Annotated in this window: 26 protein-coding genes; 17 read left to right on the top strand and 9 right to left on the bottom strand. The window is 72.6% G+C overall.

Annotated features, from left to right (window positions below; translation table 11 throughout):
• The first annotated feature begins 3 nt into the window (after positions 1-3).
• The 4 genes from AB0G10_RS27390 to AB0G10_RS27375 all read left to right on the top strand — a co-directional run bounded on the left by AB0G10_RS27390 (position 4) and on the right by AB0G10_RS27375 (position 4189).
• Positions 4-1836 (top strand): YncE family protein, encoded by a 1833-nt coding sequence (locus AB0G10_RS27390; protein WP_360927511.1) that lies wholly within the window; start codon positions 4-6, stop codon positions 1834-1836.
• A 218-nt stretch (positions 1837-2054) separates the two neighbouring features.
• The gene (locus AB0G10_RS27385; protein WP_360927508.1) at positions 2055-2783 is read left to right on the top strand and encodes a hypothetical protein; all 729 of its coding nucleotides are present in this window, start codon (positions 2055-2057) and stop codon (positions 2781-2783) included.
• A 92-nt stretch (positions 2784-2875) separates the two neighbouring features.
• Entirely contained in the window at positions 2876-3385 is a 510-nt protein-coding gene (locus tag AB0G10_RS27380) for a pyruvoyl-dependent arginine decarboxylase (protein WP_360927505.1), read from the top strand.
• 135 nt (positions 3386-3520) lie between these two features.
• Complete coding sequence (locus tag AB0G10_RS27375) at positions 3521-4189, top strand: NADPH-dependent F420 reductase (protein WP_360927502.1); 669 nt, start codon at positions 3521-3523, stop codon at positions 4187-4189.
• Between the two features lie 128 nt (positions 4190-4317).
• Here the strand turns inward: AB0G10_RS27375 and AB0G10_RS27370 are convergent, their stop codons facing one another.
• Complete coding sequence (locus AB0G10_RS27370; RefSeq protein ID WP_360927499.1) at positions 4318-5334, bottom strand: GNAT family N-acetyltransferase; 1017 nt, start codon at positions 5332-5334, stop codon at positions 4318-4320.
• Between the two features lie 226 nt (positions 5335-5560).
• On the opposite strand from AB0G10_RS27370, the gene AB0G10_RS27365 reads away from it, so the two are divergent.
• The 10 genes from AB0G10_RS27365 to AB0G10_RS27320 all read left to right on the top strand — a co-directional run bounded on the left by AB0G10_RS27365 (position 5561) and on the right by AB0G10_RS27320 (position 17179).
• Positions 5561-6331 carry a polysaccharide deacetylase family protein gene (locus AB0G10_RS27365; RefSeq protein WP_360927496.1) on the top strand — a complete coding sequence of 257 codons (771 nt, stop codon included), beginning with the start codon at positions 5561-5563 and terminating at the stop codon, positions 6329-6331.
• Positions 6324-7442, top strand: coding sequence for an aminotransferase class I/II-fold pyridoxal phosphate-dependent enzyme (locus tag AB0G10_RS27360; protein ID WP_360927493.1), 1119 nt, complete (start codon positions 6324-6326; stop codon positions 7440-7442). Before AB0G10_RS27365 ends, AB0G10_RS27360 begins: the two co-directional genes overlap by 8 nt.
• Positions 7443-7447: 5 nt before the next feature.
• The gene (locus tag AB0G10_RS27355) at positions 7448-8659 is read left to right on the top strand and encodes a glycosyltransferase family 4 protein (protein ID WP_360927490.1); all 1212 of its coding nucleotides are present in this window, start codon (positions 7448-7450) and stop codon (positions 8657-8659) included.
• Between the two features lie 14 nt (positions 8660-8673).
• On the top strand, positions 8674-10188 hold the full coding sequence (locus AB0G10_RS27350; protein ID WP_360927487.1) for a cellulose synthase operon protein YhjQ/BcsQ: 1515 nt from the start codon (positions 8674-8676) through the stop codon (positions 10186-10188).
• On the top strand, positions 10185-11450 hold the full coding sequence (locus AB0G10_RS27345) for an NAD(P)H-quinone oxidoreductase (protein WP_360927485.1): 1266 nt from the start codon (positions 10185-10187) through the stop codon (positions 11448-11450). Before AB0G10_RS27350 ends, AB0G10_RS27345 begins: the two co-directional genes overlap by 4 nt.
• A complete protein-coding gene (locus AB0G10_RS27340) occupies positions 11447-12673 on the top strand; it encodes an O-antigen ligase family protein (RefSeq protein ID WP_360927482.1) in 1227 nt (408 codons plus the stop codon). Before AB0G10_RS27345 ends, AB0G10_RS27340 begins: the two co-directional genes overlap by 4 nt.
• Positions 12670-13806 (top strand): hypothetical protein, encoded by a 1137-nt coding sequence (locus AB0G10_RS27335; protein ID WP_360927479.1) that lies wholly within the window; start codon positions 12670-12672, stop codon positions 13804-13806. The genes AB0G10_RS27340 and AB0G10_RS27335 overlap by 4 nt, the downstream gene beginning before the upstream one ends.
• 18 nt (positions 13807-13824) lie before the next feature.
• Positions 13825-14847, top strand: coding sequence for a GNAT family N-acetyltransferase (locus AB0G10_RS27330; protein ID WP_360927476.1), 1023 nt, complete (start codon positions 13825-13827; stop codon positions 14845-14847).
• Positions 14848-14856: 9 nt separating this feature from the next.
• Positions 14857-16056, top strand: a complete 1200-nt coding sequence (locus tag AB0G10_RS27325; protein ID WP_360927473.1) for an FAD-dependent monooxygenase — start codon at positions 14857-14859, stop codon at positions 16054-16056.
• Between the two features lie 109 nt (positions 16057-16165).
• Complete coding sequence (locus AB0G10_RS27320) at positions 16166-17179, top strand: GNAT family N-acetyltransferase (RefSeq protein ID WP_360927470.1); 1014 nt, start codon at positions 16166-16168, stop codon at positions 17177-17179.
• Here AB0G10_RS27320 and AB0G10_RS27315 read toward each other — a convergent pair.
• On the bottom strand, positions 17136-17516 hold the full coding sequence (locus AB0G10_RS27315) for a MerR family transcriptional regulator (protein ID WP_360927467.1): 381 nt from the start codon (positions 17514-17516) through the stop codon (positions 17136-17138). The two genes, AB0G10_RS27320 and AB0G10_RS27315, sit on opposite strands and share 44 nt — an antisense overlap.
• Before the next feature lie 58 nt (positions 17517-17574).
• Between AB0G10_RS27315 and AB0G10_RS27310 the strand changes: the two genes are divergently transcribed.
• Entirely contained in the window at positions 17575-18564 is a 990-nt protein-coding gene (locus AB0G10_RS27310; protein WP_360927464.1) for a 12-oxophytodienoate reductase, read from the top strand.
• 159 nt (positions 18565-18723) lie between these two features.
• Here the strand turns inward: AB0G10_RS27310 and fdhA are convergent, their stop codons facing one another.
• The 6 genes from fdhA to AB0G10_RS27280 all read right to left on the bottom strand — a co-directional run bounded on the left by fdhA (position 18724) and on the right by AB0G10_RS27280 (position 23803).
• Positions 18724-19962 (bottom strand): formaldehyde dehydrogenase, glutathione-independent, encoded by a 1239-nt coding sequence (gene fdhA, locus AB0G10_RS27305; RefSeq protein ID WP_360927461.1) that lies wholly within the window; start codon positions 19960-19962, stop codon positions 18724-18726.
• A gap of 205 nt (positions 19963-20167) precedes the next feature.
• The gene (locus tag AB0G10_RS27300; RefSeq protein ID WP_360927458.1) at positions 20168-20572 is read right to left on the bottom strand and encodes a hypothetical protein; all 405 of its coding nucleotides are present in this window, start codon (positions 20570-20572) and stop codon (positions 20168-20170) included.
• Entirely contained in the window at positions 20569-21936 is a 1368-nt protein-coding gene (locus tag AB0G10_RS27295) for a hypothetical protein (RefSeq protein ID WP_360927455.1), read from the bottom strand. Before AB0G10_RS27295 ends, AB0G10_RS27300 begins: the two co-directional genes overlap by 4 nt.
• Positions 21937-22007: 71 nt before the next feature.
• Positions 22008-22718, bottom strand: a complete 711-nt coding sequence (locus AB0G10_RS27290; RefSeq protein WP_360927452.1) for a hypothetical protein — start codon at positions 22716-22718, stop codon at positions 22008-22010.
• Positions 22715-23176 (bottom strand): hypothetical protein, encoded by a 462-nt coding sequence (locus AB0G10_RS27285; RefSeq protein ID WP_360927449.1) that lies wholly within the window; start codon positions 23174-23176, stop codon positions 22715-22717. The genes AB0G10_RS27290 and AB0G10_RS27285 overlap by 4 nt, the downstream gene beginning before the upstream one ends.
• Before the next feature lie 195 nt (positions 23177-23371).
• A complete protein-coding gene (locus tag AB0G10_RS27280) occupies positions 23372-23803 on the bottom strand; it encodes a hypothetical protein (RefSeq protein WP_360927446.1) in 432 nt (143 codons plus the stop codon).
• A gap of 119 nt (positions 23804-23922) precedes the next feature.
• On the opposite strand from AB0G10_RS27280, the gene AB0G10_RS27275 reads away from it, so the two are divergent.
• Together AB0G10_RS27275 and AB0G10_RS27270 are read left to right on the top strand one after the other, a co-directional pair.
• Positions 23923-24762, top strand: coding sequence for an alpha/beta hydrolase (locus AB0G10_RS27275; protein WP_360927443.1), 840 nt, complete (start codon positions 23923-23925; stop codon positions 24760-24762).
• Positions 24755-25339 carry a TetR-like C-terminal domain-containing protein gene (locus tag AB0G10_RS27270; RefSeq protein WP_360927440.1) on the top strand — a complete coding sequence of 195 codons (585 nt, stop codon included), beginning with the start codon at positions 24755-24757 and terminating at the stop codon, positions 25337-25339. The genes AB0G10_RS27275 and AB0G10_RS27270 overlap by 8 nt, the downstream gene beginning before the upstream one ends.
• Here AB0G10_RS27270 and AB0G10_RS27265 read toward each other — a convergent pair.
• A complete protein-coding gene (locus AB0G10_RS27265) occupies positions 25328-26533 on the bottom strand; it encodes a hypothetical protein (RefSeq protein WP_360927437.1) in 1206 nt (401 codons plus the stop codon). The two genes, AB0G10_RS27270 and AB0G10_RS27265, sit on opposite strands and share 12 nt — an antisense overlap.
• Positions 26534-26564: the final 31 nt, after the last annotated feature.

The following is a 26564-nucleotide window of genomic DNA, read 5'->3' as shown; positions in this document are numbered from 1 at the left end:
ACGTTGGCAGGACCGAGCCTGGTCATCCGGTTCGGCGCCGGGCGGATCACGCTGGCGATCGACGACGACACGGTGAGCGGCCTGCCGGCCGTCCGGCACCGGGACACCGCGGCCGCCGCGTCGACCACGCCGGCCGCGCTGTCCGGGCTGTTCACCGAGGTGCTGCGGGAGGCGGTGCCGCCGGTGCCGCGCCGGCTCACGGTGATCTGCCCGGTGGGCTGGGACGAGGAGCACCGGACCGCCATGACGAGGGCCGCGGCCGCCGCCGGGGTGTCCGCCCCGTCGTTCCTGATCGGACCGGTCGCGGTCGCGCACGCGGTCGCCACCGGCCTGCGGCGGCGGCGGGCCGCGGCGGTGGTCACCCTGGGCGGGCCGCTCGCGGAGGTGGCGATCCTGATCCGTACGAGGACAGGCTTCACCCTTCTCGGCGACCCGTCGAAGGTGCTGGTCCCGCACACGCCCGAGGGCCGGCGCCGGGTGGTCGGCGAACTGCTCACCACGATCGCCGGGGCCGGCCTCACCGCCGAGCAGCTCGCCGGGGTCTACGTGGTCGGCGACACCGAGCCGGGCGCCCCGCTGGCGGCCGAGATCCAGAAGACGCTCGGCGTGGCCACCTCGGCGCGCCGCGAGCTGGAGACGGCGGCCGTGGACGGGGCGCTCACGGCGTACCCTCCCCGCCGGCGCGGCCCGCGCCGCCGCACCCTCCTCGCGGCAGCCTCGGTGATCGCGCTCATGATCGCCGCGGTCGGCGGCATGCAGCTGCGGGGCAGCGCCGGACCGCCCGGCGCCCGCTTCGTCGCCGCCACCGCCGCCCCGGCCCCGCTCGTGCACGTCCTGGACGCCGACGCCGGGACCCTCACCACGCTCGACCCGGCGACCGGCGGCACCAGCCCGGCTTCACCCGTGCCGGCCGGCGAGGCGGACTGGTTCCGGCTCACCCCGGACGGGCGGACCGCCGTGATCGGCAACATCGACGGCGTCACCCTGATCGACACCGCGACCCGCAGGGTACGGGCGTACGTCCCGCTCCCCGGCGCCACCGCGAGCGTGGTCTCCCCGGACGGCCGGACGCTCTCCGTGCTGACCCGGCCCGGTCCCGGTGAGGACACCCGGATCGTGCCGGTCGACCTCGCCACCGGCATCCCCGGTGAGCCGATCCCGGCCGGCCGGCGGCCCGGTCAGCTGGCCGGCGGCCCCGGCGGCGTGCTCTACGTGCTGGAGCCGGCCCAGCGGAAGGCCTCCTCCGGGGCGCGGCTCGACATCGTGGACACCGCGGCCGGCACCACCCGGCACGTGCCGCTGCACCCGGGCGCCCGGGAGATCGCGCCGGCCCCGGACGGCCGGAAGCTCTACGTCGCGGCGGATCGCTGGGTGGGCCCCTACGACGGCACGCTGCGGCCGCCGCTCGCGATGCCCGGGAAGGTCGCGGCGCTGGCGGTCACCCCGGACGGCCGCTCGCTCTACGTCCTCTGCAAGGACGCGGTCGTCGCCGTCGACGTGGCGACCGACCGGATCCGGGCGACGATCCCGCTGGCCGGCGTCGGCAACGCCTGGCGGCTCAGCGCCTCGCCGGACAGCCGCCGGGTCTACGTGTACGGCAGCACCGACGTCCCCGCGATCGGCTGGATCGACACCGCGACCGACCGCGCCGGCCTGCCGATCCGGGTCGGCGCCCAGCCCGGGGAGATCCTGCACCGGTCCGACGGCGGCGCCGCCTACGTCCTCACCCGCCTCGACGAGAAGCGGTCCGCCCTGGTCACCGTCGACGTCGCGGCCGCGAAGGCGGGCCGCGTCCTCGCGCTGCCGCCCGGCCCCGTCATGATCGCCACCCCCTGACCTCATCCACCCCTTGGCCTCATCCACCACCCTGACCTCATCCACCCTCTGGCCTCATCCACTCCCTGGCCTCATCCACCTCCTGGCCTCATCCGTCCGCGGGCCGGCCGACGCCGATCATCGTCCGGAAAGCGGATCAACGGCGGTGCCGCCGGCGCCGGGCCGGACGGCAGAATCCTTCTCCGAAATGTCCGACACGGGCGATTGAGGAGCTTTCCATGCCGAGCACCATCGTCACCCTCGAGGAACGGCCCGAGCTGGCCGCCCGGATCCCCGGCCTGCTGGAGGCGCGGTGGCCGGCGTTCCTGCTGGCCGGCCTGGCCGCGCACGGCGTCAACCTGCCGGAGCTGCTGCTCGCCACCCCGCAGCACCAGAGCCTGCTCGTCGACGGCGACGAGCTGATCGGCGCCGGGCTCTCGGTGCCGATGATCGGATCGGCGCTGCCGGCCGGCTGGGACGGCGCGCTGCGGTCCGCGGCCGCGCTCGTGACGGAGGACGGCCGTACCGATCAGGTCTGCGCCCTGACGATCACCATGGCCCCCGGCGCCGACCGGCCCGGGACGGCCGGCCTGCTGATCACGGCGTTGCGGCGGAGCGCCGCGCGGGCCGGCGCCCGGCGGCTGATCCTCCCGGTACGGCCGCACCGCAAGGCCGACTACCCGATCACGCCGATGACGGCGTACCTGAACTGGCGCACCGAGCACGGCGAGCTGTTCGACCCCTGGCTGCGCCTGCACGCGCGGCACGGCGCCGAGCTGATCGGCCTCGCCGACCCGGCGATGACCGTCACCGGCACGGTCGCCGAGTGGGAGAAGTGGCTGGACCTGCCGCTGCCCGAGTCCGGCGACTACGTGATCGCCGGCGGGCTGGCGCCGCTCACCGTGGACCGGGCCGCCGACCGGGGCGTCTACCGGGAGGCGAACGTCTGGATGAGCTACCGCCTCTGAAATTCCCCGGTCCGACTCCTTCAGTCCCGCGGCGCCCGGCCGACAAGTACCCGCGAGACAGTCAACACGACTCGAGAGGCCGGTAGAAACACGTGCGTAGCTCCGCGGTTTACGACCAGATCCCCGTCGTCAAGGTGACCGGCCAGGGCACCACGACCCTGTCCGCCTTCCACGACGCCCTGGTCAACGCCGACCTCGCCGTCTACAACCTGGTTCGGCTCTCCAGCGTCATCCCGCCCGGCACGTCGGTCGACGCGACCGGCAAGGCCCCGGTCCCGGTCGGCGCGTGGGGCGACAAGCTGTACTGCGTCTACGCCGACCAGTACGCGACGCTGCCGGGCGAGCAGGCGTGGGCCGGCATCGGCTGGGTGCAGCGCCTCGACGGCAAGGGCGGGCTCTTCGTCGAGCACGAGGGCACCAGCGAGGGGTACGTCACCCAGGCGATCAAGAACAGCCTCCGCGACCTGATCCGCGGGCACGAGGAGGGCTTCACCGACCCCGACTTCGTGGTGCACGGCGTGGTCTGCGAGAGCGACCCGGTCTGCGCCATGGTCATCGCCCCGTACGAGACCGCCACCTGGGCCGGCGCCCCCCGCGACTGACCCGGAGCGAGCCCGGCACACCCCGCTCGGCACACCCCGCTCGGCACACCTCCGCTCGGCTTAGCGGAGGTGTGCCTCCGGTCACGGTCCCCCCATGATCGGAATCCACCGGGACCGCGGGAGGTTCGCGCTGTCATGACGACGATCGGACTCATCGGCAGCGGGAACATCGGCAGCACCGTGGCGCGCCTCGCGGTGGCGGCCGGCCACACCGTGGTGCTCAGCAACTCCCGCGGTCCCGAAACCCTCGCGCCCCTCATCGCCGAGCTCGGCCCGAACGCCCGCGCCGGCACCCCGGCCGAGGCCGCCGCGGCCGGCGACATCGTGGTGGTCACGGTGCCGATGGGGGCGTACGGCGACATCCCGGCGGCCCCGCTGGACGGCAAGGTCCTGATCGACACGACCAACTACTACCCCGAGCGCGACGGCCGCATCGAGGAGCTGGAGAACGGCTCGGCGACGACCGGCGAGCTCGTCCAGAAGCACTTCGCCGGCGCGAAGGTCGTGAAGGGCTTCAACAACATCTGGTTCGAGCACCTGCGCTCGCTGGCCCGCCCGGCCGGCTCCCCCGAGCGCTCGGCGCTGCCCGTCGCGGGCGACGACGACGTGGCGAAGAAGCAGGTGGCCGAGTTCGTCGACAGCATCGGCTACGACGTGGTGGACGCGGGCCCGCTCGCCGAGAACTGGCGCACCCAGCGGGACAGCCCGGTCTACGTGACGCCCTACGGCCGGCACGGCGACCCGGCCGGCGCCACGGCGAGCAGCGACTACATCCGGGAGCGGCTCTCCGCCGCCCGGAGGTGAACTGACGTTACGGATCCACCCGGCCCCGCGGCGGCTCGGCCGGGTGGAGGATGGGCCGCGCGCCCGGTCGGCGGACCGGGCGCGCGGCTTCGTCGTTCCCGGGGCCGCACTCGTCTCCGGGGCTGCCGCTAGGATCCCGATCGCGCGCCGGTGAGCCGCGCCGCGGTGCGCTGCTTCAGCGCGAACCCCTGCTTCGCCGCGTCCCGCAGCCGCGCCACGAGCGGCGACCGCGACCGCCGCGCCCACGGCACCGCGACCTCGGTGGTGCCGTACTTCTGCTTGTACGCGTTGCCGCCCACGAAGTCGAACTCGGTGACCCCGCGCTCCTTCGCCCAGCGCAGCGCGTGCCAGATCAGGGTCTCGTTGGGCCGCAGGTGCTGATGCTCCCGATAGCTCGCGCCGCCCCAGAAGTACATGGTCCGGTGGTACCAGGGCAGCACCGCCGTGGCGACGCACCGGCCGTCGGCGTCCCGGGCCCGCAGCAGCAGGATCCGCCCCTCCGGTTCCAAGTGACGGATCAACGACTTCACTCTTTCCACCGAATAGGTGGGAACCAGATTCTGCTTCGCGAATACGTCCCGTAATTGATCGTAGAATTCGTCGGCGAATGCGGGATCGCCGTGCACCTCTTCGATCACCACACCGGACTTCGCGGCCTTGCGGATGTTGCGCCGGCACGCGCTCGCCATCGCGCCGAAGAGCGCGTCCTCGTCCGGCCGCAGATCGATCACCGCGGTCGGCGCGGCGTCCCACTGCAGGCCGAGCCCGCCGAGGTCGGCCTCGGTCAGCCCGCGGTCGCGGATCTCCAGGTGCGCGCAACCGAGCTCGTCGAAGGCGAACGGCACGAGGGCCTCCAGCGCCCGCCGCCGGGACACCTCCGGGCGCAGGTTGAATCCCACGTAGGAGGTGGTCCACCCGGCCATCGGGCTGCCCAGGATGCGCAGCCCGTACTTCCTGGTGATCAGCCCGGTGAAGTGGCCGGCCGGGGTGTCGCCGTCGTGCACCGTGGCGAGCACCGGCTCGGCGTTCTGGCACTCGGCGACGAACGCCAGCCACTCGGGAGTGTGGAAGATCAGCCGGTCGTGGTAACCGGCACGGTCGCGGATGAGGGCCTCGCTCGGCTCCACCCGTCGCAGTCGAAGCATGATTTCGGTATCCCCGATCGAAATAGGCGCCGCGGAGGGATGGTGCCCACGCGCGCGTCCATTCCACAATGACCCGTTCGGACCATTCCCCATTCACGTGAATATTACTCGCGTTCATTATGACAATTGCTACTGCCGTGATCTCCACGCATTTGCCATCGTGGGTGAGAGCCGCGGGGCTTCGTCAGCGCCGTGGCCCTTCGTGGTCGAGATCAAGAGGGGGACCATGCATCCGCCCACGGCGCTGAAGAAACGCCTGAACGAGCTCGGGCTGCGCAGCCGGCTCCGGGCGCGCCCCCGGACGCAGGGCCGGATCCTGGCGCCCGCCGGCCTCCTCCGCCGCCTGCCCAGCGCGCCGGGCCTCTACTTCCCGTTCTACCACGACGTGCTCCCGCAGTACGCCGCCGACCTGCGTCACCACCTGCGCACCCTGCAGGCGATCGGACCGATGCTCGACTGGGACGACGCGCTCGCGGTGCTGTCCGGCGACAAGCCGCTGACCGGCCCGATGTTCTGCCTCTCCTTCGACGACGCGCACCCGAGCTGGCGCGACGTGGCCGCGCCGATCCTGCTGGAGATGAAGGTGCCGGCCATGTTCTTCCTGACCTCCGGGATGGTCGGCCGGCCCGGCAACCTGACCTGGGCCGACTGCCGCGAGCTCGCGGCCGCCGGCTTCCGGTTCGGCTCGCACACGGTGACCCACCACCGCCTCGCCGACCAGGACGACGAGACCGCGGCCCGGGAGATCGTCGACTCGAAGCGCGAGATCGAGGACGAGCTCGGCGCCGAGGTCCGCGACTTCGCCGCGCCCTACGGCCATCCCGCCGTCGACTACCGCGAGCGGGACGTGCGCATCGCGCGGGAGGCCGGGTACCGCAGCTTCGCCAGCACCCTGCGCCCGGCCATGCACCCGGGCGACTCCCCGGCGTGCATCCGCCGCCAGGGCCTGCACCCGGCCTGGCCGATCATGGCAGTGAGGACCCGGGTCCATGACTGACGCGCGCATCCACCTCTCCCCGCCCGACGTCAGCGACCTGGAGCGCAAGCTGCTGCTCCAGGCGTTCGACTCCAACTGGGTGGCGCCGGTCGGCCCCGACCTGGACGCCTTCGAGGAGCAGGTCGCCGCGGCGGTCGGCGTCCGGCACGCGGTCGCGCTGGCCAGCGGCACGGCGGCGCTGCACCTCGCGCTGATCGGCGCCGGGGTGCGGCGCGGCGACACCGTGCTGGTCCCGTCGTTCACGTTCGCCGCGAGCGCCAACGCGGTGACCTACCTGGGCGCCCGCCCGGTCTTCGTGGACAGCACGCCGGCCAGCTGGAACGTCGACCCCGCGCTGATCGCCGAGGAGCTGCGCGCCCGGGCCGAGCGGGGCGGGCTGCCCCGGGCCGTCATCGCCGTCGACATGTACGGGCAGTGCGCCGACTACGAGCCTCTGCTCACCGCCTGCGACCGCTACGGCGTGCCGCTGATCGAGGACGCCGCGGAGGCGCTCGGCGCGACCTACCAGGGCCGCCCGGCCGGCTCGTTCGGCCTGGCCGGCGTCCTGTCGTTCAACGGCAACAAGATCATTACCACCGGCGGCGGCGGGATGCTGGTGACCGACGACGGCCGGATGGCGAAGCAGGCCCGGCACCTCGCCACCCAGGCCCGCGAGCCGGTCCCGCACTACGAGCACCGCACCGTCGGCTACAACTACCGCCTCAGCAACCTGCTCGCCGCGGTCGGCCGGGGACAGCTCCAGCGGCTCCCGCAGATGATCGCCGCCCGGCGCGAGACGTTCCGCCACTACCAGCGCGCGCTGCCCGACCTGACGTTCATGCCGATCGCGCCGTACGGCGAACCCAACCACTGGCTCACCTGCGTGCTGACCGACGGGAGCGAGCAGCGCGACCGGATCATCGCCGGGCTGGCCCGGCACGACATCGAGGCCCGCCCGGCCTGGAAGCCGATGCACCTCCAGCCGGTCTTCCAGGACTGCGTGATGCGCGGCGGCGAGGTCAGCGCCGACCTGTTCCACCGCGGGCTCTGCCTGCCCAGCGGTTCCGCCCTGACCGGCCACGATCGCGAGCGCGTGGTCACCGCCGTCCGAGAAGCGCTGGAGAAGGGCTGACCGGGATGCACATCGTCTACATCCATCAGTACTACTGCAATCCCGCGATGGCCGGCGGGATCCGCTCGTACGAGCAGGCCCGCCGGCTCGTCGCCCGCGGCCACACGGTCGACGTGATCACCACCGACATCACGCCCGGCGACCGCGCGCTGGGCTGGAAGGTGACCGAGGACGACGGCGTCCGCGTCCACTGGTTCCGCGTCCCGTACTCGAACAACATGTCCTATGCCCGGCGGCTGCGCGCCTTCGGCGAGTTCATGGTGCTCGCCGCGGCGAAGGCCGCCCGGCTGAAGGCCGACCTGGTCTTCGCCACCAGCACCCCGCTCACCGTCGCGGTGCCGGGCGTGATCGCCGCGAAGCTGCGCCGGGCGCCGTTCGTCTTCGAGGTGCGCGACCTCTGGCCCGAGGTGCCGATCGAGATGGGCGCGCTGCGCAACCCGGTGGCCCGCGGCCTGGCCGGCGCGCTGGCCGACTTCGCCTACCGCAACGCCGCCGAGGTGATCGCCCTCTCCCCCGGCATGGCCGCCGGGGTGACGGCCCGCCGGCCGCGCACGCGCACGACGGTGATCCCGAACGCGGCCGACATCGACCTGTTCCGGGTCGGATCCCGGGAGATCGCGGACTTCCGGGCGCGGCACGACTGGCTCGGCGATCGGCCACTGATCGTCTACACCGGAGCCCTCGGCGCGGTGAACGGCGTCGAATACCTGGTCCGGGCCGCGGCCAGGATGCACGAGCTCGACCCGGACATCCGCGTGCTGATCGTCGGCCACGGCAAGGAATGGGAGCCGACGAAGGACCTCGCGGCCCGGTTGAAGCTCGGCGGCGTGGTCCACATGTGGGAGAAGGTCCCCAAGTCGGAGCTGCCGGTCATCCTCGGCGCGGCCACCATGTCGACCAGCTTCGTCCGGCCGATCCGCGGCCTCTGGGACAACTCCGCGAACAAGTTCTTCGACGCGCTCGCCGCCTCCCGCCCGATCGCCATCAACTACGGCGGCTGGCAGGCCGACCTGCTCCGGGAGACCGGCGCCGGCCTGGTCCTCGACCCGGAGAACCACGAGGAGGCCGCGTCGCTGCTGGTCCGGCACCTGCGCGACGAGCTGTGGCTGAAGAGGGCGCGCGAGGCCGCGCACCGGCTCGCCGTCGAGCGGTTCTCCCGCGACCTGCTCTTCGACGACTTCGAGCGGGTTCTCACACGATCAGCGACAACAGCGTAGGGCGGGGAGACAGCGTGGAACTGCGTGCGTACGTCCGGGCCTGCCGGCGCCGATGGCTCTGGCTGCTGGTGCCGGTGCTGCTCGCGATCGTCGTGGCGGCGGGCCTGACCGTGACCGGCCCGCCCTCCTACAAGTCCTCGATGATCGTCTTCGTGACCGGCGGGAGCGGCGACCCGGATGCCGACGCCCGCCGGCTCAACTCGTACATCGCCCTGCTGACCGGCCCGCGGGTGGCGAACGGCGTGGTCGACCGGCTCGGCGACGAGGTGACCGCCGACCAGGTGCAGAAGAGCCTCTCCGCGCAGGTGAAGGAGGGCACCGACCTGCTGCAGATCTCGGCCGTCGACGCCGACCCGGAGCGCAGCCGGCGGATCGTCACGACCGGCGCCTCGGTGCTGGTCAGCCTGGCCCGGCAGATCGGCCGGGCGAACACCGGCGACGGCCCGGCCCCGGCCATCTCGATCGTGCAGGACGCGGTCACCGCCGAGGAGCCGGACGGCCTGGCCCGCAACATCGGCTTCGCCGCCGTGCTGGGCCTGCTGATCGGCGCGATCGCGGTGGCGGTCCGGGAGGCCACCGCCAAGACCGTCGCCGAGGAGGAGGACCTGCGCCGGCTCGGCCTCGGCACGGTCGGCACCATCTCGATCGGCAACCGGCGCACCGGCGACCCGGACCAGGCGCTCGCCGAGGCCTTCCGGCGGCTGCGCAGCCTGCTCCCCGACCTCGCCGACCCGCACCGCGGGCCGGGCCGGGGCCGCTCGGTGCTGCTCACCGGCTCCGGCCGGCGGGAGGGCACCACCGCGGTGACCTGCGGGCTGGCCATAGCGATGGCCGAGACGGGGGCCCGGGTCGCCGTGGTCGACGCCAACCTGCGGACGCCGGGCCTGGCCCGCTACCTCGATCTGGAGTCCTCGGTGGGCCTCGCCGAGGTGCTGACCGGCGACGCCAAGGTGCCCGACGTGCTGCAGAGCTCGCTCGGCGGCCGGGTCACCGTGCTGCCGGCCGGCGAGCACACCCGCGACCCCGGCGAGATCCTCGCCTCGCCGCGGCTCGGCGCCACCGTGCGCACCCTCACCGAGCGCTTCGACATCGTGCTCGTCGACTCCCCGGCCCTGCACGGCGTGGCCGACGCCGCGGTGATCGGCCAGGTCACCGACAGCGCGCTGCTGGTGGTTCGGGCGAACCACACCCGCGCCGCCGAGGTGGAGAAGTCGATGGACCTGCTCCAGCGGGTCGGCGCCCGGCTGGCCGGCGCGGTGCTCAACGCGCTGCCCCGCACGCTGCCGACCGGCAAGGACTGGCACGAGGTGGTCGCCGAGGTGCAGCCCGGCCTCGACGAGATCGGCCTGCTCCCGCCGCAGCACCGGATGGAGGACACCTTCGTCTCGCTGCCGCCGGTCGGCACGGCCCGGGGCCGCGCCCGCGTGGTCAAGGAGGAGCCGAAGCCCGAGATCGTGAAGGGATCCGCACCGGTCTCCACCTCCCCGCCCGCGGAGGTGCCCACCCAGAGGGAAGAGCCCGAAGAGTGAGTGAGCTGCGGGTTCGACAGCAGGAGGCGAAGGCGCCGTCGTCCTGGCTCCTGGGGATGCTGCGGGAGCCGTACATCCAGCTCCTCGCCTCCCAGGTGCTGACCGGCGGGGTCGCCTTCACCGCGAACATCCTGATGGTCCGCTCGCTCACACCCACCCACCGCGGCGAGGTCGCCCTCATGCTGCAGGTGGTGTACCTCGCCACGCAGGTGCTGCTTCTCGGCACCGAGCGCAGTTTCGTGGCGAGTTACCACAACGTCGCCCCGGGTCCGGCGGTCCGCGCGTACGCACGGCTCCTCGCCGTACCCGGACTGCTCTTCCTCGGCGGCGCGGTGATCTATGCGCTGGTCGCGCCGCAGCGGCTCAGCCCCGGCCCGGTGATCATCGGCATGCTGGCCTGGTACGCGCTGATCGAGGCCGCCGGGCTGGCCACCCGCTCCATCGCGATCGCGGCCGGCCGGGTCGGCGACTTCCTGCTGTGCCGGGTGATCGAGGCGGTGCTGCTGCTCGCCATGCTGATCGGCCTCTACGTGACGGGCGCCGCGCACCCGGAGACCTGGTTCCTGGCCTATCTCGTGGCCGGCGCCGCGCCCACCCTCGTCTACGTGGTGATCTGGCTGCGGCTGCCGCCCGCGCCGGACGCCACCCCGATCGTTCCCGGTCAGAACCGCCTGGTCCGCCGGGAGGGCCTCGCGCTCTTCCCGGCCGCCCTGTCGAACATGGCGATGCTGCGGGTGGACCGCCTGGTCATCCCGGCGCTCGCCTCCACCGCGGCGCTCGGCCTCTACGCCTCGGTCGCCACCATGACCGAGCTGCTGGCCTGGCCGATCCGGGCCTACGCCGACTCGCGCCTGGGCCGCTGGCGCGCCTCCCACCGGGAGGGCACGCTCCAGGCCACCCGGATCGTGATGGCCGCCGCCGTCTACGTCGTGATCGTGGTGCCGCTCGTGGCCGGCGGCCTCTACCTGCTGATCGAGCCGGTCTTCGGGCACCACTACGCGCCGGCCAAGGCGATCGTGCTGCCGCTCGTGGTGGCGGCCGGCCTCTACGCGATCTCCCGGGTCAGCCTCGGCCTGCTGATCGCCAAGGGGCACGGCGGTCTCGTCTCGGCCGCGGAGATCGCCGGGTTCGTGGTCAGCTTCGCCGCCTACGTGCTGCTCATCCCGAAGATCGGCATCCTCGGCGCGGCCTACGGCTCGCTGCTCGGCTACGGCGCCTGCCTGATCTTCGCCCTGGTCGCGACCCGGGTGGTCAAGGAGTGACGACGAAGGCCTTCCTCGCGCCGGGACTCGTGCTGGTCCTGGTGACGATCGGCGGCCGGTACACCCTCGACCGGGCCGGTCTCGTCGAACTGGCCTGGGTGGACCTGCGGGTGATCGGCCTGATCATCGGCGTCGTGCTGCTCGCGATCGACCTGGCCCGCCGCCCGCCGCTGCCGGACCGGCCCGTCCGGCGGGAGGGCTGGCTGCTCGCGGCGATCCTGTTCTTCGTCTTCCAGATCGGCTCGGCGCTCTGGGCGCCGCCCGCTTCGCGGATCGGCCCGCAGACCCTCGACCTGGTCCTGCTGGGCGTGCTGGTCCTGGCCTTCTATGCGTACGCCGTGAGCGACCCGGAGCCGGCCGTCCGCACGATCTTCCTGCTCACCTTCCTCGTGGCGATCGTGTTCGCGCTCCAGGCGCTGCTGGTCAGCGGTCCCGGCGAGCAGGGCCGGTACTCCGCGTTCGGCGGCGGCCCGAACGTCTTCGTCCGGATCCAGATCCTCGGCGTGATCGCCGCGGTGGCGCTGCACATGCTGACCGGCCGGATCCTGCCGCTGCTGGTCACGCCGCTGTTCCTGCTGGCCGCGGTGCTCTCCGGCTCCCGGGCCGGGCTGCTCGCCGGGATGGCCGTCGGCGGGTACGCCCTGCTCAAGCTGCGCCACCGGCTCCGGGCCGGCCCGGTCGCGGCGGCCGCCCTGCTGCTGACCGCTGTGGTCGCGGCGCTGTGGGCGTTCTCCCCGCCCGAGTTCACCAGCCTGTTCCAGGAGCGGTTCGTCGAGCAGACCGTCCAGGAGCAGTACCTCTCCGACCGCACCTCGATCTGGGCCGCGGCCTGGAACCTCTTCCTGGACCGCCCGGTCGCCGGGGCCGGCCTGGACGGCTTCTACGGCGCGATCGGCGTGAACCAGATGGTGGAGTACCCGCACAACTACGTGCTCGGGGTCGCGGCCGAGGGCGGCGTGATCGGTCTCGGCCTGCTCGCCACCGCGATCGTGCTCTGGACCCGGCTGGTCTTCCGCGGCGGCGCCCGTCCCCAGCTCACCGGCCTCTGCGTGGCGGCGGCCGTCTTCGTGGCGCTGAGCAGCCTCTTCTCCGGCGACTACTACGACTCCCGGCTCGCCTGGATCTTCGCGGCGCTCGCGGCGGCGGCCGCCCTGCCCCGCGCCCCGGCGCCGCCCGCCGGTGTTGTACCGGTCATGAGAGAACGAGAGCCGGTGCGGCGATGAAGAGACGCAACCTCCTGCTGCTGGGCGCCGGCGCGGTGGTCCTGGCCGGCACGGCCGCGGCGCACACCGCCGTCCGGGACCCCGGCGTCCCGGAGATCCATGACCCGATGCCCGCCGCGGCGCCCTCGACGCAGGACCGGCTCAAGGTGAAGCCGGTGGCCTACTGGGCATCCGTGTTCCAGAAGAGCTGGGACTATCAGTACCGGCACGGCCTGCCGCTGAGCCGGTCCACCGACAGCCGCGACCACTACGACCTGTCGTACGACGTGGACTCCTGCGTGGCGATGTTCCGCGCCACCGGCCAGCGCCGCTACCTCGACCGCGCGCTGACCTTCACCGAGAACGTGGCCGGGTCGGCGCGACCGTCGTCGTCGCTGAAGGAGAGCGGGTTCAAGGACGGCTACCGCGGGTGGGCGTCGAGCAAGTCCGGCGAGGACGGCGACGAGGTCCCGCTCTACGAGAGCTACTTCTGGCGGTACGCCACCTCGCTGCTCACCGCGATCCGCGACGACCCGGGCGTCTGGGCCGACGCCGGCTACCGCGCCCGGTACGACCGGCTGCTCGCCTTCGCCGAGGTGGACGTCTTCGAGAAGTGGTACGAGCGCGGCGCCGACGACACGATCTACCGCGAGCGCACGCACATGGCGTCGCACTGGGCGCTGATCGCGCTGAACCTGTCCCGGCTCACCGGCGACGCCGACCGCCGGGCGCGGTACACCACGGTCACCACGACGATCGCCGAGCGGCTGCGCAACCAGCTGCGGCGCAGCCCGGCCGACCCGACCGCGTACTTCTGGAGCGACGTCTGGGACTCGGCGAAGCGGCCCGGCCAGGACGCCGGCCACGGCAACGGCGTCATCGCGTACGTCGTGGAGGCGCGCGACCGCGGCAGCTTCTGGACCGACGCCGACATGGCGGCGTTCAGCGGAACCCTGAAGGTGGTCTGGCCGGGCGGCCCGACCTACCACGCCTACGTGGACGGCACCGGAAGCGACAACGGCTGGTTCGCCGACGGCTTCGTGAAGCTGGGCCGCTACGACCCGGCCGTGCAGCTGCGGCTGGAGAAACACCAGGTGGTGAACGATCAGTTCGCCGCGAACATGGCGCTCAACGCCCGCTTGCTGCGTGGGTGAGGCGCGGAAGGAGACACCATGACGGCATGCCTGCTGGAGCCCTCAGCGCGCGAGTGGAAGGAGACCCTGCACCACGTCGGCCACGACATGTACCACGTGCCGGAGTACGTCGTCCTCGACGCCAGGCTCTACGGCGGCGCGCCCGCGGCGTTCTGGTTCGAGCGGGACGGGCGCCGGCTGCTGATCCCGCTGATCGTGCGGCCGATCCCCGGCTCGGCGCTGCGGGACGCGATCTCGCCGTACGGGTATCCGGGACCGGTCAGCGACGCGGCGCCGGGGGACGCCGCGTTCTGGGAGCCCGCCTGCGCGGCCTTCGTGGAGACGATGCGCGGGGAGGGCATCGTCTCCGCGTTCATCCGGATGCACCCGCTGCTCGGCGGCCCGGTGCCGGCGATGGCGGCGGCCGGGGCGATGGTCCACCACGGGGAGACCGTGTCGATGGACCTGACGGTGAGCCTCGACGAGATGTGGAGCCAGACCCGCAGCGACCACCGCAACCACATCAACCGGGCCCGGCGGGCCGGCACCCGGGTGGTCTTCGACGACTGGGACCGGCTCGGCGAGTGGGTCGAGGTCTACCACGACAACATGCGGCGGGTCGGCGCGACCGACTACTACTTCTTCACCCGGGAGCACCTCGCGGCGCTGCACGACGCGGTCGGCGACCGGATGCACCTCGCCGTGGCGCTGGAGGGTGACGAGGTGGTCGGCGGCAACACCTTTTTCGAGTACGACGGGATCGCCACCGGCTACGTCTCGTCCACCCGCCGGGCGCCGAAGCGCTACGCCGACGAGATGCTCTACGACGAGGTCCGCCGCTGGTGCAAGGGCCGCGGCGACGAGGTGTTCCACCTGGGCGGGGGGAAGGGCGGCGCGAACGACTCGCTCTTCTCGTACAAGGCGGGGTTCTCCCCGCGCCGGCACCCCTTCCACACCTGGCGCGTGATCGCCGACCCGGACGCCTACCGCGCCCTGGCGCGGCAGCATCGGCCGCAGGCCGATCCGGACGACCTGACCGCCACCTTCCCGGCCTACCGATAGGAGCGCGCCATGCGGATCACCTGCGTCGGAGGCGGACCCGCCGGCCTCTACTTCGCGGTGCTGGCGAAACTGGCCGACCCGAGCCACGAGATCACCGTGCTGGAGCGCAACCCGGCCGGCGTCACCTGGGGCTGGGGCGTGGTCTTCTGGGACGACCTGCTCGACGACCTGTTCCGGCACGACCCGGTGAGCGCCGAGCGGATCTGGGAATCGGCCCGCAAGTGGGACGAGTACGAGGTGCGCGCCACCGGCAAACCGGTCAGCCACCTGGCCGGGTACGGCTTCAGCCTGGGCCGGCACCGGCTGCTCGAGATCCTCGGCGAGCGGGCCGCCGAGCTCGGCGTGCGGATCAGCTGGTCCGACGAGCTCGGCGACCTCGCGGCACTGCCCCCGGCCGACCTCGTGGTGGCCTGCGACGGCGCCCGCAGCCGGATCCGGGACGCGGACGCCGCGCACTTCGGCGCCGAGGTCGAGACCGCGTCGAACAAGTACATCTGGCTCGGCACCCCGCACGTCTTCGACACCTTCACGTTCGGCTTCGAGAAGACGCCGGCCGGCTGGATCTGGTACCACGCGTACCCGTTCGCCGGCGACCGCAGCACGTTCATCGTGGAGTGCCAGCCGTCCACCTGGTCGCGGCTCGGCTTCGACACGCTCGACGCCCGGCAGGGCACCGCGCGGCTCGAGGAGATCTTCGCGGACCACCTGAACGGGCAGCCGCTCATCGACCACCGCGCCGAGGTCGGCGGCACCGGCTGGCTGAACTTCCGCCGGGTCACCGCGCAGCGCTGGGACCACGGCAACGTGGTGCTGATGGGCGACGCCGCGCACACCACGCACTTCGCGATCGGCTCCGGCACGAAGCTGGCCATGCAGGACGCCATGGCCCTGGCGTCGGCGATCTCCTCGGGAGATCCTCTACCGGTGGCCCTGGAACGGTACGAGCACCGCCGCAAGGCGGCGATGGCGCCGCTGCAGAAGGCGGCGCGGGCGAGCAGCGCCTGGTTCGAGCGGCTTCCCGAGTACGCGGATCTGCCCGCCAAGCAGTTCTCCTACGCCCTGTCCAACCGGCGTGGCGAGTATCCGGCCTGGCGGTATCTGCTGCACATGACGACGCAGAGCCGGGTGCCGCGCACGGTGCTGCGATGGACACTGTCGGCGCGGCGGTCGAGTCGTGCCCGGCGCCGCCCTCCACTGATCACCGCATAGCCCCAGCTCAAATCTAGCCCACTTAACAGACTAGTCCGCAGTAGGCACTACCCCGCAGTGGATACTAGTCCGCACTGCGCGGTAAGGCTGACCAGCGAAGGGATGACCGATGGCCGAAGGCGCCCTACTGGAACCCGGCGACACGGCGTGGGCCGACGCGCTCGCGCGTACCGACCACGACGTCTACCACCTGCCGAAATACGTCGAACTCGACGCCCAGCTGTCCGGTGGGACGCCGGCCGCCTTCCGGTACGACGAGGCCGACCACGTCCTGCTGGTCCCCCTCGTGCTGCGGACCATCCCGGACACCGGGCTGCGGGACGCCGTCTCGCCGTACGGCTACCCCGGCCCGATCAGCGACCTCTCCCCGGCGAACACCGGGTTCTGGGCCCGCGCGGCCCGGGCCATGACGGAGCTGCTGCGCTGCCACGACGCGATCACCGCGTTCGTCCGGCTGCACCCGCTGCTGCCGGCGCCGACCGTCTCCCTGGAGAGGGTCGGCACGGTGGTGCGGCACGGCGAGACCGTCGGCATCGATCTGACGCTGTCACCGGAGCAGATGTGGACCGAGACGCACCGGACCCACCGCAACCAGATCAACAAGTCGAAGCGGGCCGGGGTCGAGATCGTCTTCGACGACTGGTCGCTGCTCGACGAGTGGATCTCGACGTATCACGCGACGATGCGGCGGGTCGGCGCCACCGACTTCTACTTCTTCGAGCGCGACCACTTCCACCGGCTGCGCGCGGCGCTCGGCTCCTCGCTGCACCTGGCGGTGGCCCGGCACGAGGGCTCGGTCCTGGGCGGCAACCTGTTCTTCTCGCACGGCGGGATCATGCACACCCATCTCCAGTCCACCCGGGACGGGCACATCTGGTGGGCGGACAAGCTGCTCTACCACGAGGTGCGGCTCTGGGGCCGGGACCGGGGCAACCGGGTCTTCCACATCGGCGGCGGGCTGGGCGGCTCGGACGACTCGCTGTTCCGGTACAAGGCGGCGTTCGGCTCGCTGCGCCAGGACTTCCACACCTGGCGGGTGATCACCGACCCGATCGCGTACGAGAAACTCGCCGGCCCGGTCACGGCCGAGGCTCTGGCGGGACGCTTCCCCCCGTACCGTTGATCTTGTATCTCTCGATGAGACCGGTCAGGATGTCGCGGGTGCGATGCAGGTCGGCGATCTGGCTCTCGACGCGCGTGAGCTCGTCGTCGAGGCGGGCGGCGAGCCAGGGCGTGCGGATCGTCTCGTCGGCCACGCAGGGCAGCACGTCGCGGATGGACGCGCTGGTCAGGCCGGCGGCGAGCAGCGAGCGGATCAGCCCGACCCGCTCGACCGCGGCCTCCGGATAGCCGCGCTGGCCGCCCGGGCTGCGCTCGCTCGCGAGCAGGCCCTGCTCCTCGTAGTAGCGCAGCGAACGGGCACTCGCCCCGGTCGCCGCCGCGAGGTCGCCGATCCGCATGTCTCGTACCTCACTCGCTCTTGAACTTCACATCGGTGTCAAGTCTTAGCGTGACCGCATGACGCTGACAACCCCGTTCCGCCTCGGCGGGCTCACCCTCCCGAACCGTCTCGTGATGGCGCCGATGACCCGGTTCCGCTCGCCGGGCGGCGTGCCGGCGGCCGAGGTGGCGGACTACTACCGCCGCCGCGCGGAGAACGGCGTCGGCCTCATCGTCACCGAGGGCACCCTGGTCGGGCATCCGAGCGCGAGCCACGAGACGACGGTGCCGCGGATGGTCGACCCCTCCCACTGGCGGCACGTGACCGATTCCGTCCACGCCGCCGGCGGCCGGATCGCCGCGCAGCTCTGGCATCTGGGCAGCGAGCGGGAGGGCTGGTCGTGGACGCCGTCGACCATGTCCGTGTCCGACGTCGACACCATCGTGGAGGCGTTCGCGGCGTCGGCGCGGGTCGCCGTCGAAGCCGGCTTCGACGCCGTGGAGATCCACGCGGCGCACGGCTACCTGCTCGACGAGTTCCTCTGGCCGGAGACGAACCGGCGCACCGACGCCTTCGGTGGGACACCGGGCCGCCGGGCGGCCTTCCCGGCCCTGGTGGTGGGCGCGGTCCGTGCGCAGCTTCCGGCCGCGATGCCCTTGATCGTACGTTTCTCGCAGTTCAAGGAGCGCGACTACACCGCCCGGATCGCGGCCTCCCCGGCCGAGCTGGCGGCGCTCCTCGAACCCCTCGCGGCGGCCGGCGCGGACGCGCTGCACGCCTCGCAGCGCCGCTTCTGGGAGCCCGCCTTCGACGGCTCGCCGCGCAACCTGGCCGGCTGGGCCCGCCACCTCACCGGCCTGCCGTCGATCACGGTCGGCTCGGTCGCCCTCGGCTCCGACTTCGCCCACCGCCAACGCCTCGAGTCCGGTCTCGATCAGGGCGAGTTCGACCTCGTGGCCGTGGGCCGAATCCTGCTCGCCAACCCGTCCTGGGCACGGCTGGCGCTGGCCGGCCGCTTCGAGGAGATCCGCTCGTACGAGAAGGCACACGAGGACGTCTACTTCTGAGTCCCCTCCCGATCCCCACCCCGCCGGCGGGAAGGGGCCGCAGGGTTTGCGTGCCGGGGACTCCGTTGATGCGGTCGGGGGCGGCCGCTCAATCCGTACGAAATGAAAAGGCCGCGCCGCGCAGGACGGGTGCGCGGCGCGGCTGGGGAGCGGGAGGGCTCAGCGGCGGATCGAGTGGTGCGGGTCGAGGACGTATTTGCGGGCTGCTCCCTGGTCGAAGTTCTGGTAGCCCTGCGGCGCCTCGTCGAGCGGGATGGCGGTGGCGTTGACGTTCTTGGCGATCTGGACGCGGTCGTGCAGGATCGCCATCATCAGGCCGTGGTTGTACTTCATGACCGGGCACTGGCCGGTCACGAAGGAGTGCGATTTCGCCCAGCCGAGGCCGAGGCGCAGGGAGAGCGAGCCGACCTTCGCAGCCTCGTCGACGCCGCCCGGGTCGCCGGTGACGTAGAGGCCGGGGATGCCGATGGCGCCGCCCGCGCGGGTCAGGTCCATCAGCGAGTTCAGCACGGTGGCCGGTTTCTCGGTGCCGGAGTCCTGGCCGTGGCCGCGCGCCTCGAAACCGACCGCGTCGACGGCGGAGTCGACGAGGGGCTGGCCGATCGCCGGGGCGGCGCGGCCGAGGATCTGCTGCACCTGTTCGACCGGGTCGCCGTTCGCCACGTTGATGGTCTCGCAGCCGAAGCTGCGGGCCTGGGCGAGGCGCTCGTCGTTCAGGTCGCCGACGATGACGACCGCGGCGCCGAGCAGGAACGCCGAGGTGGCCGCGGCGAGGCCGACCGGTCCGGCGCCGGCGATGTAGACCGTCGAGCCGGTCGTCACGCCCGCGGTCACGCACCCGTGGTAGCCGGTCGGGAAGATGTCGCTGAGCATCGCCAGGTCGAGGGCCTTCTCCAGGGCCTGGTCGCGGTCGGGGAACTTGAGCAGGTTCCAGTCGGCGTACGGGACCATCACGTACTCGGCCTGGCCGCCGACCCAGCCGCCCATGTCGACGTAGCCGTACGCCGAGCCGGGACGGTCCGGGTTCACGTTGAGGCAGACGCCGGTCTTGCGCTCCTTGCAGTTGCGGCACCGGCCGCAGGAGATGTTGAACGGCACCGAGACCACGTCGCCGACCCGGATGTACTCGACGTCCGGCCCGACGTCGATGACCTCGCCGGTGATCTCGTGGCCCAGGACCAGGCCCTCCGGGGCGGTGGTGCGCCCGCGGACCATGTGCTGGTCGCTGCCGCAGATGTTGCTGGCGACCGTCTTCAGGATCGCGCCGTGAGGAGTCCTGCGCCCGACGTTCATCTTGTTGACGCCGGGGCCGTCCTTCATCTCGTAACTCGGGTAGTCGATCTCGACGATCTCGACCCGGCCGGGACCCTGGTAGACAACCGCTCTGTTGCCTGACATGGTGCGCCTCCAATGTGTGACGTCGCTGTCACCGTCATGTTTCTCGATCCGTCACCGAAGCAGAACCGTCAGTAGTGGCGGATGACGAATACGACCGTGGTCGGATGCAATGGATCTTCAACCGCGCCAGAGTGGACCCGTGCGAAAGAACCGGGACCTGGTCGGAGCGCTCGTGATGGGGTCGGCGCGTTCCCGTCGGGGCTCGCTACGTGACCGGCCGCGGCCCCAGCTCGGCTTCCAGATCGCTCCTGGTCGCGGCGTCTTTGAAGGACATTATCCGTACGTCGCTGCGCTTGTTGTCGGTGACATCCCAGACGCTGACGCTGACCCCGTTGAGCGGTGTGAGGGTGCTGGTCCAGAGCAGGCGGACGACCTCGTCGGCGACCGGCCGGGGGTCGGCGCCCTCGGCGACCGTCACCTTCACGGCGGCGGAGGCGGAGGCGTCCAGGTTGTTCTGATAGACGATCTCGGCGTCCACGACGTCGTCGCGGGCGGTGAGCGCGCTGCTCATCGCGTCGGTGATCACGTCGTTGTGCTGCTGCTCGCCCGGGCTGTCGCCGCAGGCCGCGAGGAACACGGCGAGGACCAGCACGACGATCAGCCTCCTCATCGCGCGGCCTCGACGCGGGTCAGCTCGTAGACGCGGTTCTCCACTGTCGCGCCGGTGAGGTAGTTCGCGGCGCTCTCCCGGAACGCCGTGATCGACGGGTCGGTGCTGCCGTCCAGCTCCCGGGCCGCCGGCAGGTAGGAGACCGTCGTCGAGTGGTCGTCGCCGATCGTGCCGTGCTGGTTCGCGAAGGTCACCGTCGTCCAGTTGGCGCGGTCCGGATTGTCCGCGGCGTCCAGGTGCGGGACGATGTCGTGCCGGTTCTCCAGCGAGAGCACCTGCACGTCGCCGGGCACGTCGATCCGCCCCACCGGCGAGCCGGCCGTCACCACGTGCGTCACGTTGAAGTCGAACGCCGCGCTGCCGTGGTCGTGCGCGGCCTGGGCCGCCACCATGCCGCCCTGCGAGTGGCCGATCAGCATGACCGGGTCGGTGCTGCCCGCCCCGGCCCGGCGCAGCGCGTCGGCGATCGCGAGCTCGCGGGTGCTGACGTCGCCGCCGAGCACGTGCAGGTTGGTGCCGAGGTCGTTCAGCTCCGGGTTGTGGCCGAGCGGACCGTTCCAGTCCTTCGTACCGGGGATGTCCACCACGTACGACCGGCTGCCGTCCGTCGCGGTGATCACCCGTACGTCGATCCGGTCCGGCTCGCCGCCCTTCACCGCGCTGTTCCGGTGGTCGAGGCCGTCCACGAGGTCGCCGATGCCGGCGGGTGGCCGCGCCGTCCGGGGATCCGGGTCCACCCCGGCGTCGGTGACCGTGTGCCGGCCGTCCGGGTAGAGGTTCGCGATCAGGTCGGCGGCGCCCGGCACGCCGGTGATGCCGACCCCCGGCAGCCAGCTGATCAATCCCGGTCCGGCGCCGACGACGGTGTCGACCGTGCCGGGGTGGTCGGTGAGCAGTCGCTGGATGTCCGGCGGGTCCTTCACGAGCGCGGCGACGGCCCCCGGGTGGGTGACCGCGAACAGGCCGGCGCCCGCCACGACGCCGGGCAGCGCGACCGGGGCGGCCAGCCCGGCCGTGAACCGCACCGCGTCGATGAGCGCGGCCTGCACCCGGTCGGTCGCCTCGTAGGTCGCCACCGCCGCCCGCAGGCTCAGCGCCCGGGTGCCGAAGACCGCGGCCTGGGCGGTCAGCCCGTCCGGGCCGTCGAGGGCGGCCAGCAGCGCGCCGGTGAACCGGGCCGCCGACGCGGGCGCCAGCGCGGCCGAGGCCAGCAGGTCGGGGTCGCCCACGACCAGATGGCATTCGCCGCTGATCCGGCCGAGGGTGAGGGCCAGGTCGTCGCTGCTGTCGGCCAGGGTGAACATGTCGTCGTAGTCGGCGTCGACGCCGCCGGCCCCACCGGAGATCGTCGCGGGCTCAGGCATGGCGGGCTCCGCTCCCGCGCACGCTGATCGGCTCAGGCATGGCCGGCTCCGCTCCCCGCGCGCTGATCGGCTCAGGCATGGCCGGCCTCCAGGATGGCGGTGACGTGGGGCGCGACCCAGGTCGGGAAGTCGGCGCGGTCCACCGGCTCGAGGCGCACCCGGCGGCTGCCGTCCTCCAGCGGGCGCAGGCCGGTCCAGCACTCCCCGGTCAGTAGCCAGGCCACCTGGCCGGCCAGCACGCCGCCGTCGGCGGACCGCCCGGTGATCAGGGCGGACAGGCTGCCGCGGGTCACCGTCCGCGCCCGGGCCGCGAGGTCGTCGCCGCGCTGCGGCATCCAGGGCTGCCACTCCAGATCGGCGAGGTCGACGGTGCCCCACAGCCCGTCGCCCAGTTCCGGGTTCAGCGCGAAGCTGAGCGTGTCGTCGGGCAGGGACAGCGGATCGGGGACGGCCCGGAGCAGCTCCGGGCCGAGGTCGATCGCGTTGAACAGGGACAGCTCCACACTGGCGTCGGCCAGGGTGAACAGGCTCGCCCCGAGATGCCCGGACACGCTGAACAGCCCGCGCAGCACCCGGCCGGGCACCGCCGTCTCCATCCGTACCGCCACGACCGGCCGCGCCAGCACCGCCACGTTCACGGCGAGGGCCTGCTCCTCCTCGGGACTCCAGTCACCCTTGGGGACGACGTCCTCCGGGACGAGGCCCGGCGGCAGCGTCACGCCGGCCCGGGCGACCAGCTCGGCCATCTCGGCGTGGCTCAGCACGAGCCGCCGCGCGGTCACAACGCACCCTGCCTGCTCATGAACCGTCCCACCTCTAGCCAGCGCACGTCGCCGGGCTCCGGAAGACTGTCCGGCCCGATCGGCCAGTCGACCCAGGGGACGTTGCCGGTCACCCGGCGCAGAACGCCGCCGGCCAGGTCCGTGAGGGCGCGCTTCTGGTCGGCGAACCAGTCGGTCACCTGCTTCTCGATCCGGGCTATCGCGGCGAGGGCCTGCCGCACCTCGTCGGCGTGCGCGACCAGCAACGCCGCCGCGTGCTCGATCCCCTCGGCCCGCCGGTCGGTCTCCGCCCGGTCCCGGGCGAGCTGCTCCCGATAGGCGGTGGCGCCGTCCGAGACCCACCGCGCGGTCCGGCCGCGGGCCTCGTGCGCCGCGGCGTCGTCGCGGATCCGGGCCGCCTTGGCGCGCAGACCGGCCGCCAGCCGGTCGAGTTCGTCCGGGTCGCCGTAGAAAGCCATCGCCCCCGCCTTCCAGGTGTCTTACCTGGGGTTTACGCCGACCCGGTGACGGGCGTTCAGTCGCGTAGGAAAGCCGACATGCCACGTTCTGTAGCGTCCTAGGATCCTAGGCTGAGGATTAGGCCTGCGGAGGGCTCAAGCGCGCGATGGAGAGGCTTGCGAAGAGCTCAGGCACGTGATGGAGGCCTGCGGGGCTCAGCCGGCGATCGAGGCTCCAACGCCGGCCCGGGTCGGGGGCGGCTCGGCGGCGGCGAGGGCCACCCGGACAGAGGACGGCTCGCGCGGGATCGGCGCCGCGCCCGCGCCCGCCCGCGGCCGGGGATGCCGCGGCAGCACCTGACCGGCGCTGCCGCCCCGGCCCGGATAGATGAGCAGACCGTTCACCGGATCGGGGACCGCGTCGAGAGCCGCGCGGACCGCCGGCAGGTCGCGGAATGATCCGAATCGGTCATCGGCTCGGAAGCCGATCTCGAAGATCAGGCCCCAGGACTGCCGGCGCCACGCCCAGTCGTAGGCCCCGTGCGCGATCGCGGCCTCGACCAGGACGTTGCCGTGGACGTCATGCCAGAGCGCCGCGGACCGGTCCGCGCCGCCCAGCACCTCGATCGTCCACCACCGCAGGTCCATGGTGCCCCGATGCTACTGCGCCGGGGCGACCACGGGCATCGATCCGGCGTGCCACTTGACGAAGGAAGCTAATGCCATTAGCTTTTAGCTAACAACATTAGCCACACCGGGAGGAACCCATGCTCACCATCGACGGCGGCACGATCGCCTACGACGTCACCGGCGAGGGCGCCCTCGTCGTCCTGGCCCACGGCATGGGCGACAGCCGGCACTCCTACCGGTTCGTCGTGCCGCAGCTCGTGGCCGCCGGCTATCGGGTCGCGAGCGTCGACATCCGCGGCGCCGGCGAGTCCAGCGCGGTCTGGCCGTCGTACTCCCGCACCGACATCGCCGGCGACCTGATCGCGCTGGTGAAGCACCTCGGCGGCCCGGCCGTGCTGGTCGGCCACTCGATCTCCGGCGGCGCGGTCACCATCGCCGCGGCGAAGGCGCCCGAGCTGGTCAGCGGCATCGTCGAGCTCGCGCCGTTCACCCGGGCGCAGACGATCAGCCTCGGCGGCCTGCGGGTGAAGCGGTACCGGACCGGCATGACCCGGCTGCTGATGACCGCCATGCTGGGCAGCGTGAAGTGGTGGCACCGGTACCTCGACGTCGCCGTGCCGGGCCGCAGGCCCGCCGACTGGGACGCGCAGCTCCGCGGCATGGCGGCCATGCTGAACGAGCCCGGCCGGATGAAGGCGCTGCAGAAGATGGGTCAGACCAGCCCGGCCGACGCCGGGGCGGAGCTTCCGAACGTACGCCGGCCCGCTCTGATCATCGAAGGCTCTCTCGACCCCGACTGGGCCGATCCGCGGGCCGAGGGCGCCGCCGTCGTGGCGGCGATGCCCGACGGGATCGGGACCGTCGAGGTGATCGACGGCGCCGGCCACTACCCGCACACGCAGTACCCGGACGAGACCGTGGCCCTCATGCTGCCGTTCCTCGAAAAGGCCACGAGCACGGCGGCCACCGGTGCCTAGGGCCGGACTCGACCCCGCCGCCGTGGTCGCCGCGGCCGCCGACCTGGCCGACGAGGTGGGGCTGCCGAACGTCACGATGGCCCTGCTGGCGACGCGTCTCGGCGTCCGCGCGCCGTCCCTCTACAAGCACGTGAGCAGCCAGGCGGAGATCAACCGCAGGATCGCCGTCCTGGCCCTCACCGAGGTCGGCGACGAGCTTCGCGACGCGCTCCAGGGCCGGTCCGGCCGGGACGCCTTGACCGCCGCGGCCCAGACGATCCGCGCCTATGTGGTGAAGCACCCCGGGCGGTACGCCGCGACCATGCGCCTCGACGCCCGCTCCCCCGAGGACCCGGTCGCGGTGGCCGGCGCCCGGGTCCTGGGCTCGCTGCGGGCGGTGCTCGCCGGCTATCCGGTCGACCCGGACGGCACCGTGCACGCCATGCGCATGCTGCGCAGCGTCTTCCACGGGTTCGCCCTGATCGAGGCGGGCGGCGGCTTCGAGATGGACACCGACGTCGACGAGAGCTTCACCTGGCTGATCGACTTCCTGCACCGCGGGCTGTCCCGGCCAGAAGCGCCGGGATCAGGCGGCTGAGGAGTGCCGGCCCGACGGCAGCTCGCGGCGCTGCCCGGCACGGTGCCGCGCCGGCCGAGCCTGCCGCGCCGGCCGGGCCGACGGGCGAGCCTCGCCGGAGTCGGGCAGCTGCGGACCGGCCCAGGCCGGCAGCGCGCCCGGCACGTTCAGCGAGCGGTCGGGCGGAACCCACAGCGGCTGGGGCGTGGACGCCGACCCCCACCAGAGGAACGTGCCGTAACCCCGGACGAGCGGGGGTTGCAACGCCGGCCAGTGCGCCTCCGGCGGGATGGCGAGCCGCCACGCCTCGACCGGGATGAGCGCGAGCCCGGCCTGCGGCGGGACCGTGACGGCGGTCGCCGGCGCGCCCTCGGCCGCCTTCTCCACCGCGACCGTGGCCGGTGCGTAGGCGAGGACCGCGGCGGCGCCGATCGTGGCGACGCCGGCGATCAGGGCGGCCGCCTCCCAGCCGGGGCGCACCGTGTCGCCGAGCAGCGTCAGGGCGATCACCGACGGCCCGACCACCTCTCCGGTCCAGTGCACGGCCGTCACCCTGCCGACGTCGCCGTGCTGGAGCGCGTTGGCGTACAGAATCATGCCGTTGATCGGAAAGATCAGTAACGCCCATACCAGTGGCTCGGTCGCGATCGCGACGACGGCGGTGCCGAACGAGTCCATCGCGCCGGGCGGCAGCGCGAGGGCCCGGCCGGTCAGGGCGGCGCCGCCGAGCGACAGGCCGCCGACCCCGGCGATCAGGCCGGGGATGCCGATGCGCGTGGTGGCCCAGCCGAGGATCACCACGGCGACGGCGGCACAGCAGAACGCGATCCGCACGGTCCAGGTCGGCGACATCTCGTGCTGCGTGCCCGCCGACATGGCGAGCGTGGTGAGGGCCGCGCCGGTGCAGACGATCGCGACGACGTCGCGGTGCCGCAGCTTCGACTTGAGGAAGAGCCAGGCCAGCACGGCGGTGACGGCGAGCGAGCCGGCCAGGACCGACTCGACGACGTAGACCGCGAGATGCTGGAGCGCGAACATCGCCGCGACCCAGGCGGAGATGTCGAGGGCGATGCCGATCAGGTAGAGCGGGTGGCCGAGCGTGCTCACCGTGTTGTGGCTGCGGGACGCGCCGACGGCCTGGAGGATCGATCCCACCGCGTAACTCAGGGCGCCGTAGACGGCGAGGCCGAGTGCTATCCAGCCCGCGGTGGTCATCGGCTCACCGCCCCCGGTCACGCTGCGTTGA

Source organism: Actinoplanes sp. NPDC023714, from assembly GCF_040639855.1.
Lineage (GTDB): Bacteria > Actinomycetota > Actinomycetes > Mycobacteriales > Micromonosporaceae > Actinoplanes.
The sequence above is the reverse complement of the archived record's forward strand: the minus strand, read 5'-3'. Positions and strand labels throughout refer to the sequence as shown.

Excerpts from the sequence above, each read along its gene's own strand:
- AB0G10_RS27385 (WP_360927508.1), top strand. The coding sequence starts at position 2,055 with ATGCCGAGCACCATCGTCACCCTCGAGGAACGGCCCGAGCTGGCCGCC.
- AB0G10_RS27375 (WP_360927502.1), top strand. The coding sequence starts at position 3,521 with ATGACGACGATCGGACTCATCGGCAGCGGGAACATCGGCAGCACCGTG.
- AB0G10_RS27370 (WP_360927499.1), bottom strand. The coding sequence starts at position 5,334 with ATGCTTCGACTGCGACGGGTGGAGCCGAGCGAGGCCCTCATCCGCGAC.
- AB0G10_RS27365 (WP_360927496.1), top strand. The coding sequence starts at position 5,561 with ATGCATCCGCCCACGGCGCTGAAGAAACGCCTGAACGAGCTCGGGCTG.
- AB0G10_RS27360 (WP_360927493.1), top strand. The coding sequence starts at position 6,324 with ATGACTGACGCGCGCATCCACCTCTCCCCGCCCGACGTCAGCGACCTG.
- AB0G10_RS27355 (WP_360927490.1), top strand. The coding sequence starts at position 7,448 with ATGCACATCGTCTACATCCATCAGTACTACTGCAATCCCGCGATGGCC.
- AB0G10_RS27335 (WP_360927479.1), top strand. The coding sequence starts at position 12,670 with ATGAAGAGACGCAACCTCCTGCTGCTGGGCGCCGGCGCGGTGGTCCTG.
- AB0G10_RS27330 (WP_360927476.1), top strand. The coding sequence starts at position 13,825 with ATGACGGCATGCCTGCTGGAGCCCTCAGCGCGCGAGTGGAAGGAGACC.
- AB0G10_RS27325 (WP_360927473.1), top strand. The coding sequence starts at position 14,857 with ATGCGGATCACCTGCGTCGGAGGCGGACCCGCCGGCCTCTACTTCGCG.
- AB0G10_RS27320 (WP_360927470.1), top strand. The coding sequence starts at position 16,166 with ATGGCCGAAGGCGCCCTACTGGAACCCGGCGACACGGCGTGGGCCGAC.
- AB0G10_RS27315 (WP_360927467.1), bottom strand. The coding sequence starts at position 17,516 with ATGCGGATCGGCGACCTCGCGGCGGCGACCGGGGCGAGTGCCCGTTCG.
- AB0G10_RS27310 (WP_360927464.1), top strand. The coding sequence starts at position 17,575 with ATGACGCTGACAACCCCGTTCCGCCTCGGCGGGCTCACCCTCCCGAAC.
- fdhA (WP_360927461.1), bottom strand. The coding sequence starts at position 19,962 with ATGTCAGGCAACAGAGCGGTTGTCTACCAGGGTCCCGGCCGGGTCGAG.
- AB0G10_RS27300 (WP_360927458.1), bottom strand. The coding sequence starts at position 20,572 with ATGAGGAGGCTGATCGTCGTGCTGGTCCTCGCCGTGTTCCTCGCGGCC.
- AB0G10_RS27295 (WP_360927455.1), bottom strand. The coding sequence starts at position 21,936 with ATGCCTGAGCCCGCGACGATCTCCGGTGGGGCCGGCGGCGTCGACGCC.
- AB0G10_RS27285 (WP_360927449.1), bottom strand. The coding sequence starts at position 23,176 with ATGGCTTTCTACGGCGACCCGGACGAACTCGACCGGCTGGCGGCCGGT.
- AB0G10_RS27280 (WP_360927446.1), bottom strand. The coding sequence starts at position 23,803 with ATGGACCTGCGGTGGTGGACGATCGAGGTGCTGGGCGGCGCGGACCGG.
- AB0G10_RS27275 (WP_360927443.1), top strand. The coding sequence starts at position 23,923 with ATGCTCACCATCGACGGCGGCACGATCGCCTACGACGTCACCGGCGAG.
- AB0G10_RS27265 (WP_360927437.1), bottom strand. The coding sequence starts at position 26,533 with ATGACCACCGCGGGCTGGATAGCACTCGGCCTCGCCGTCTACGGCGCC.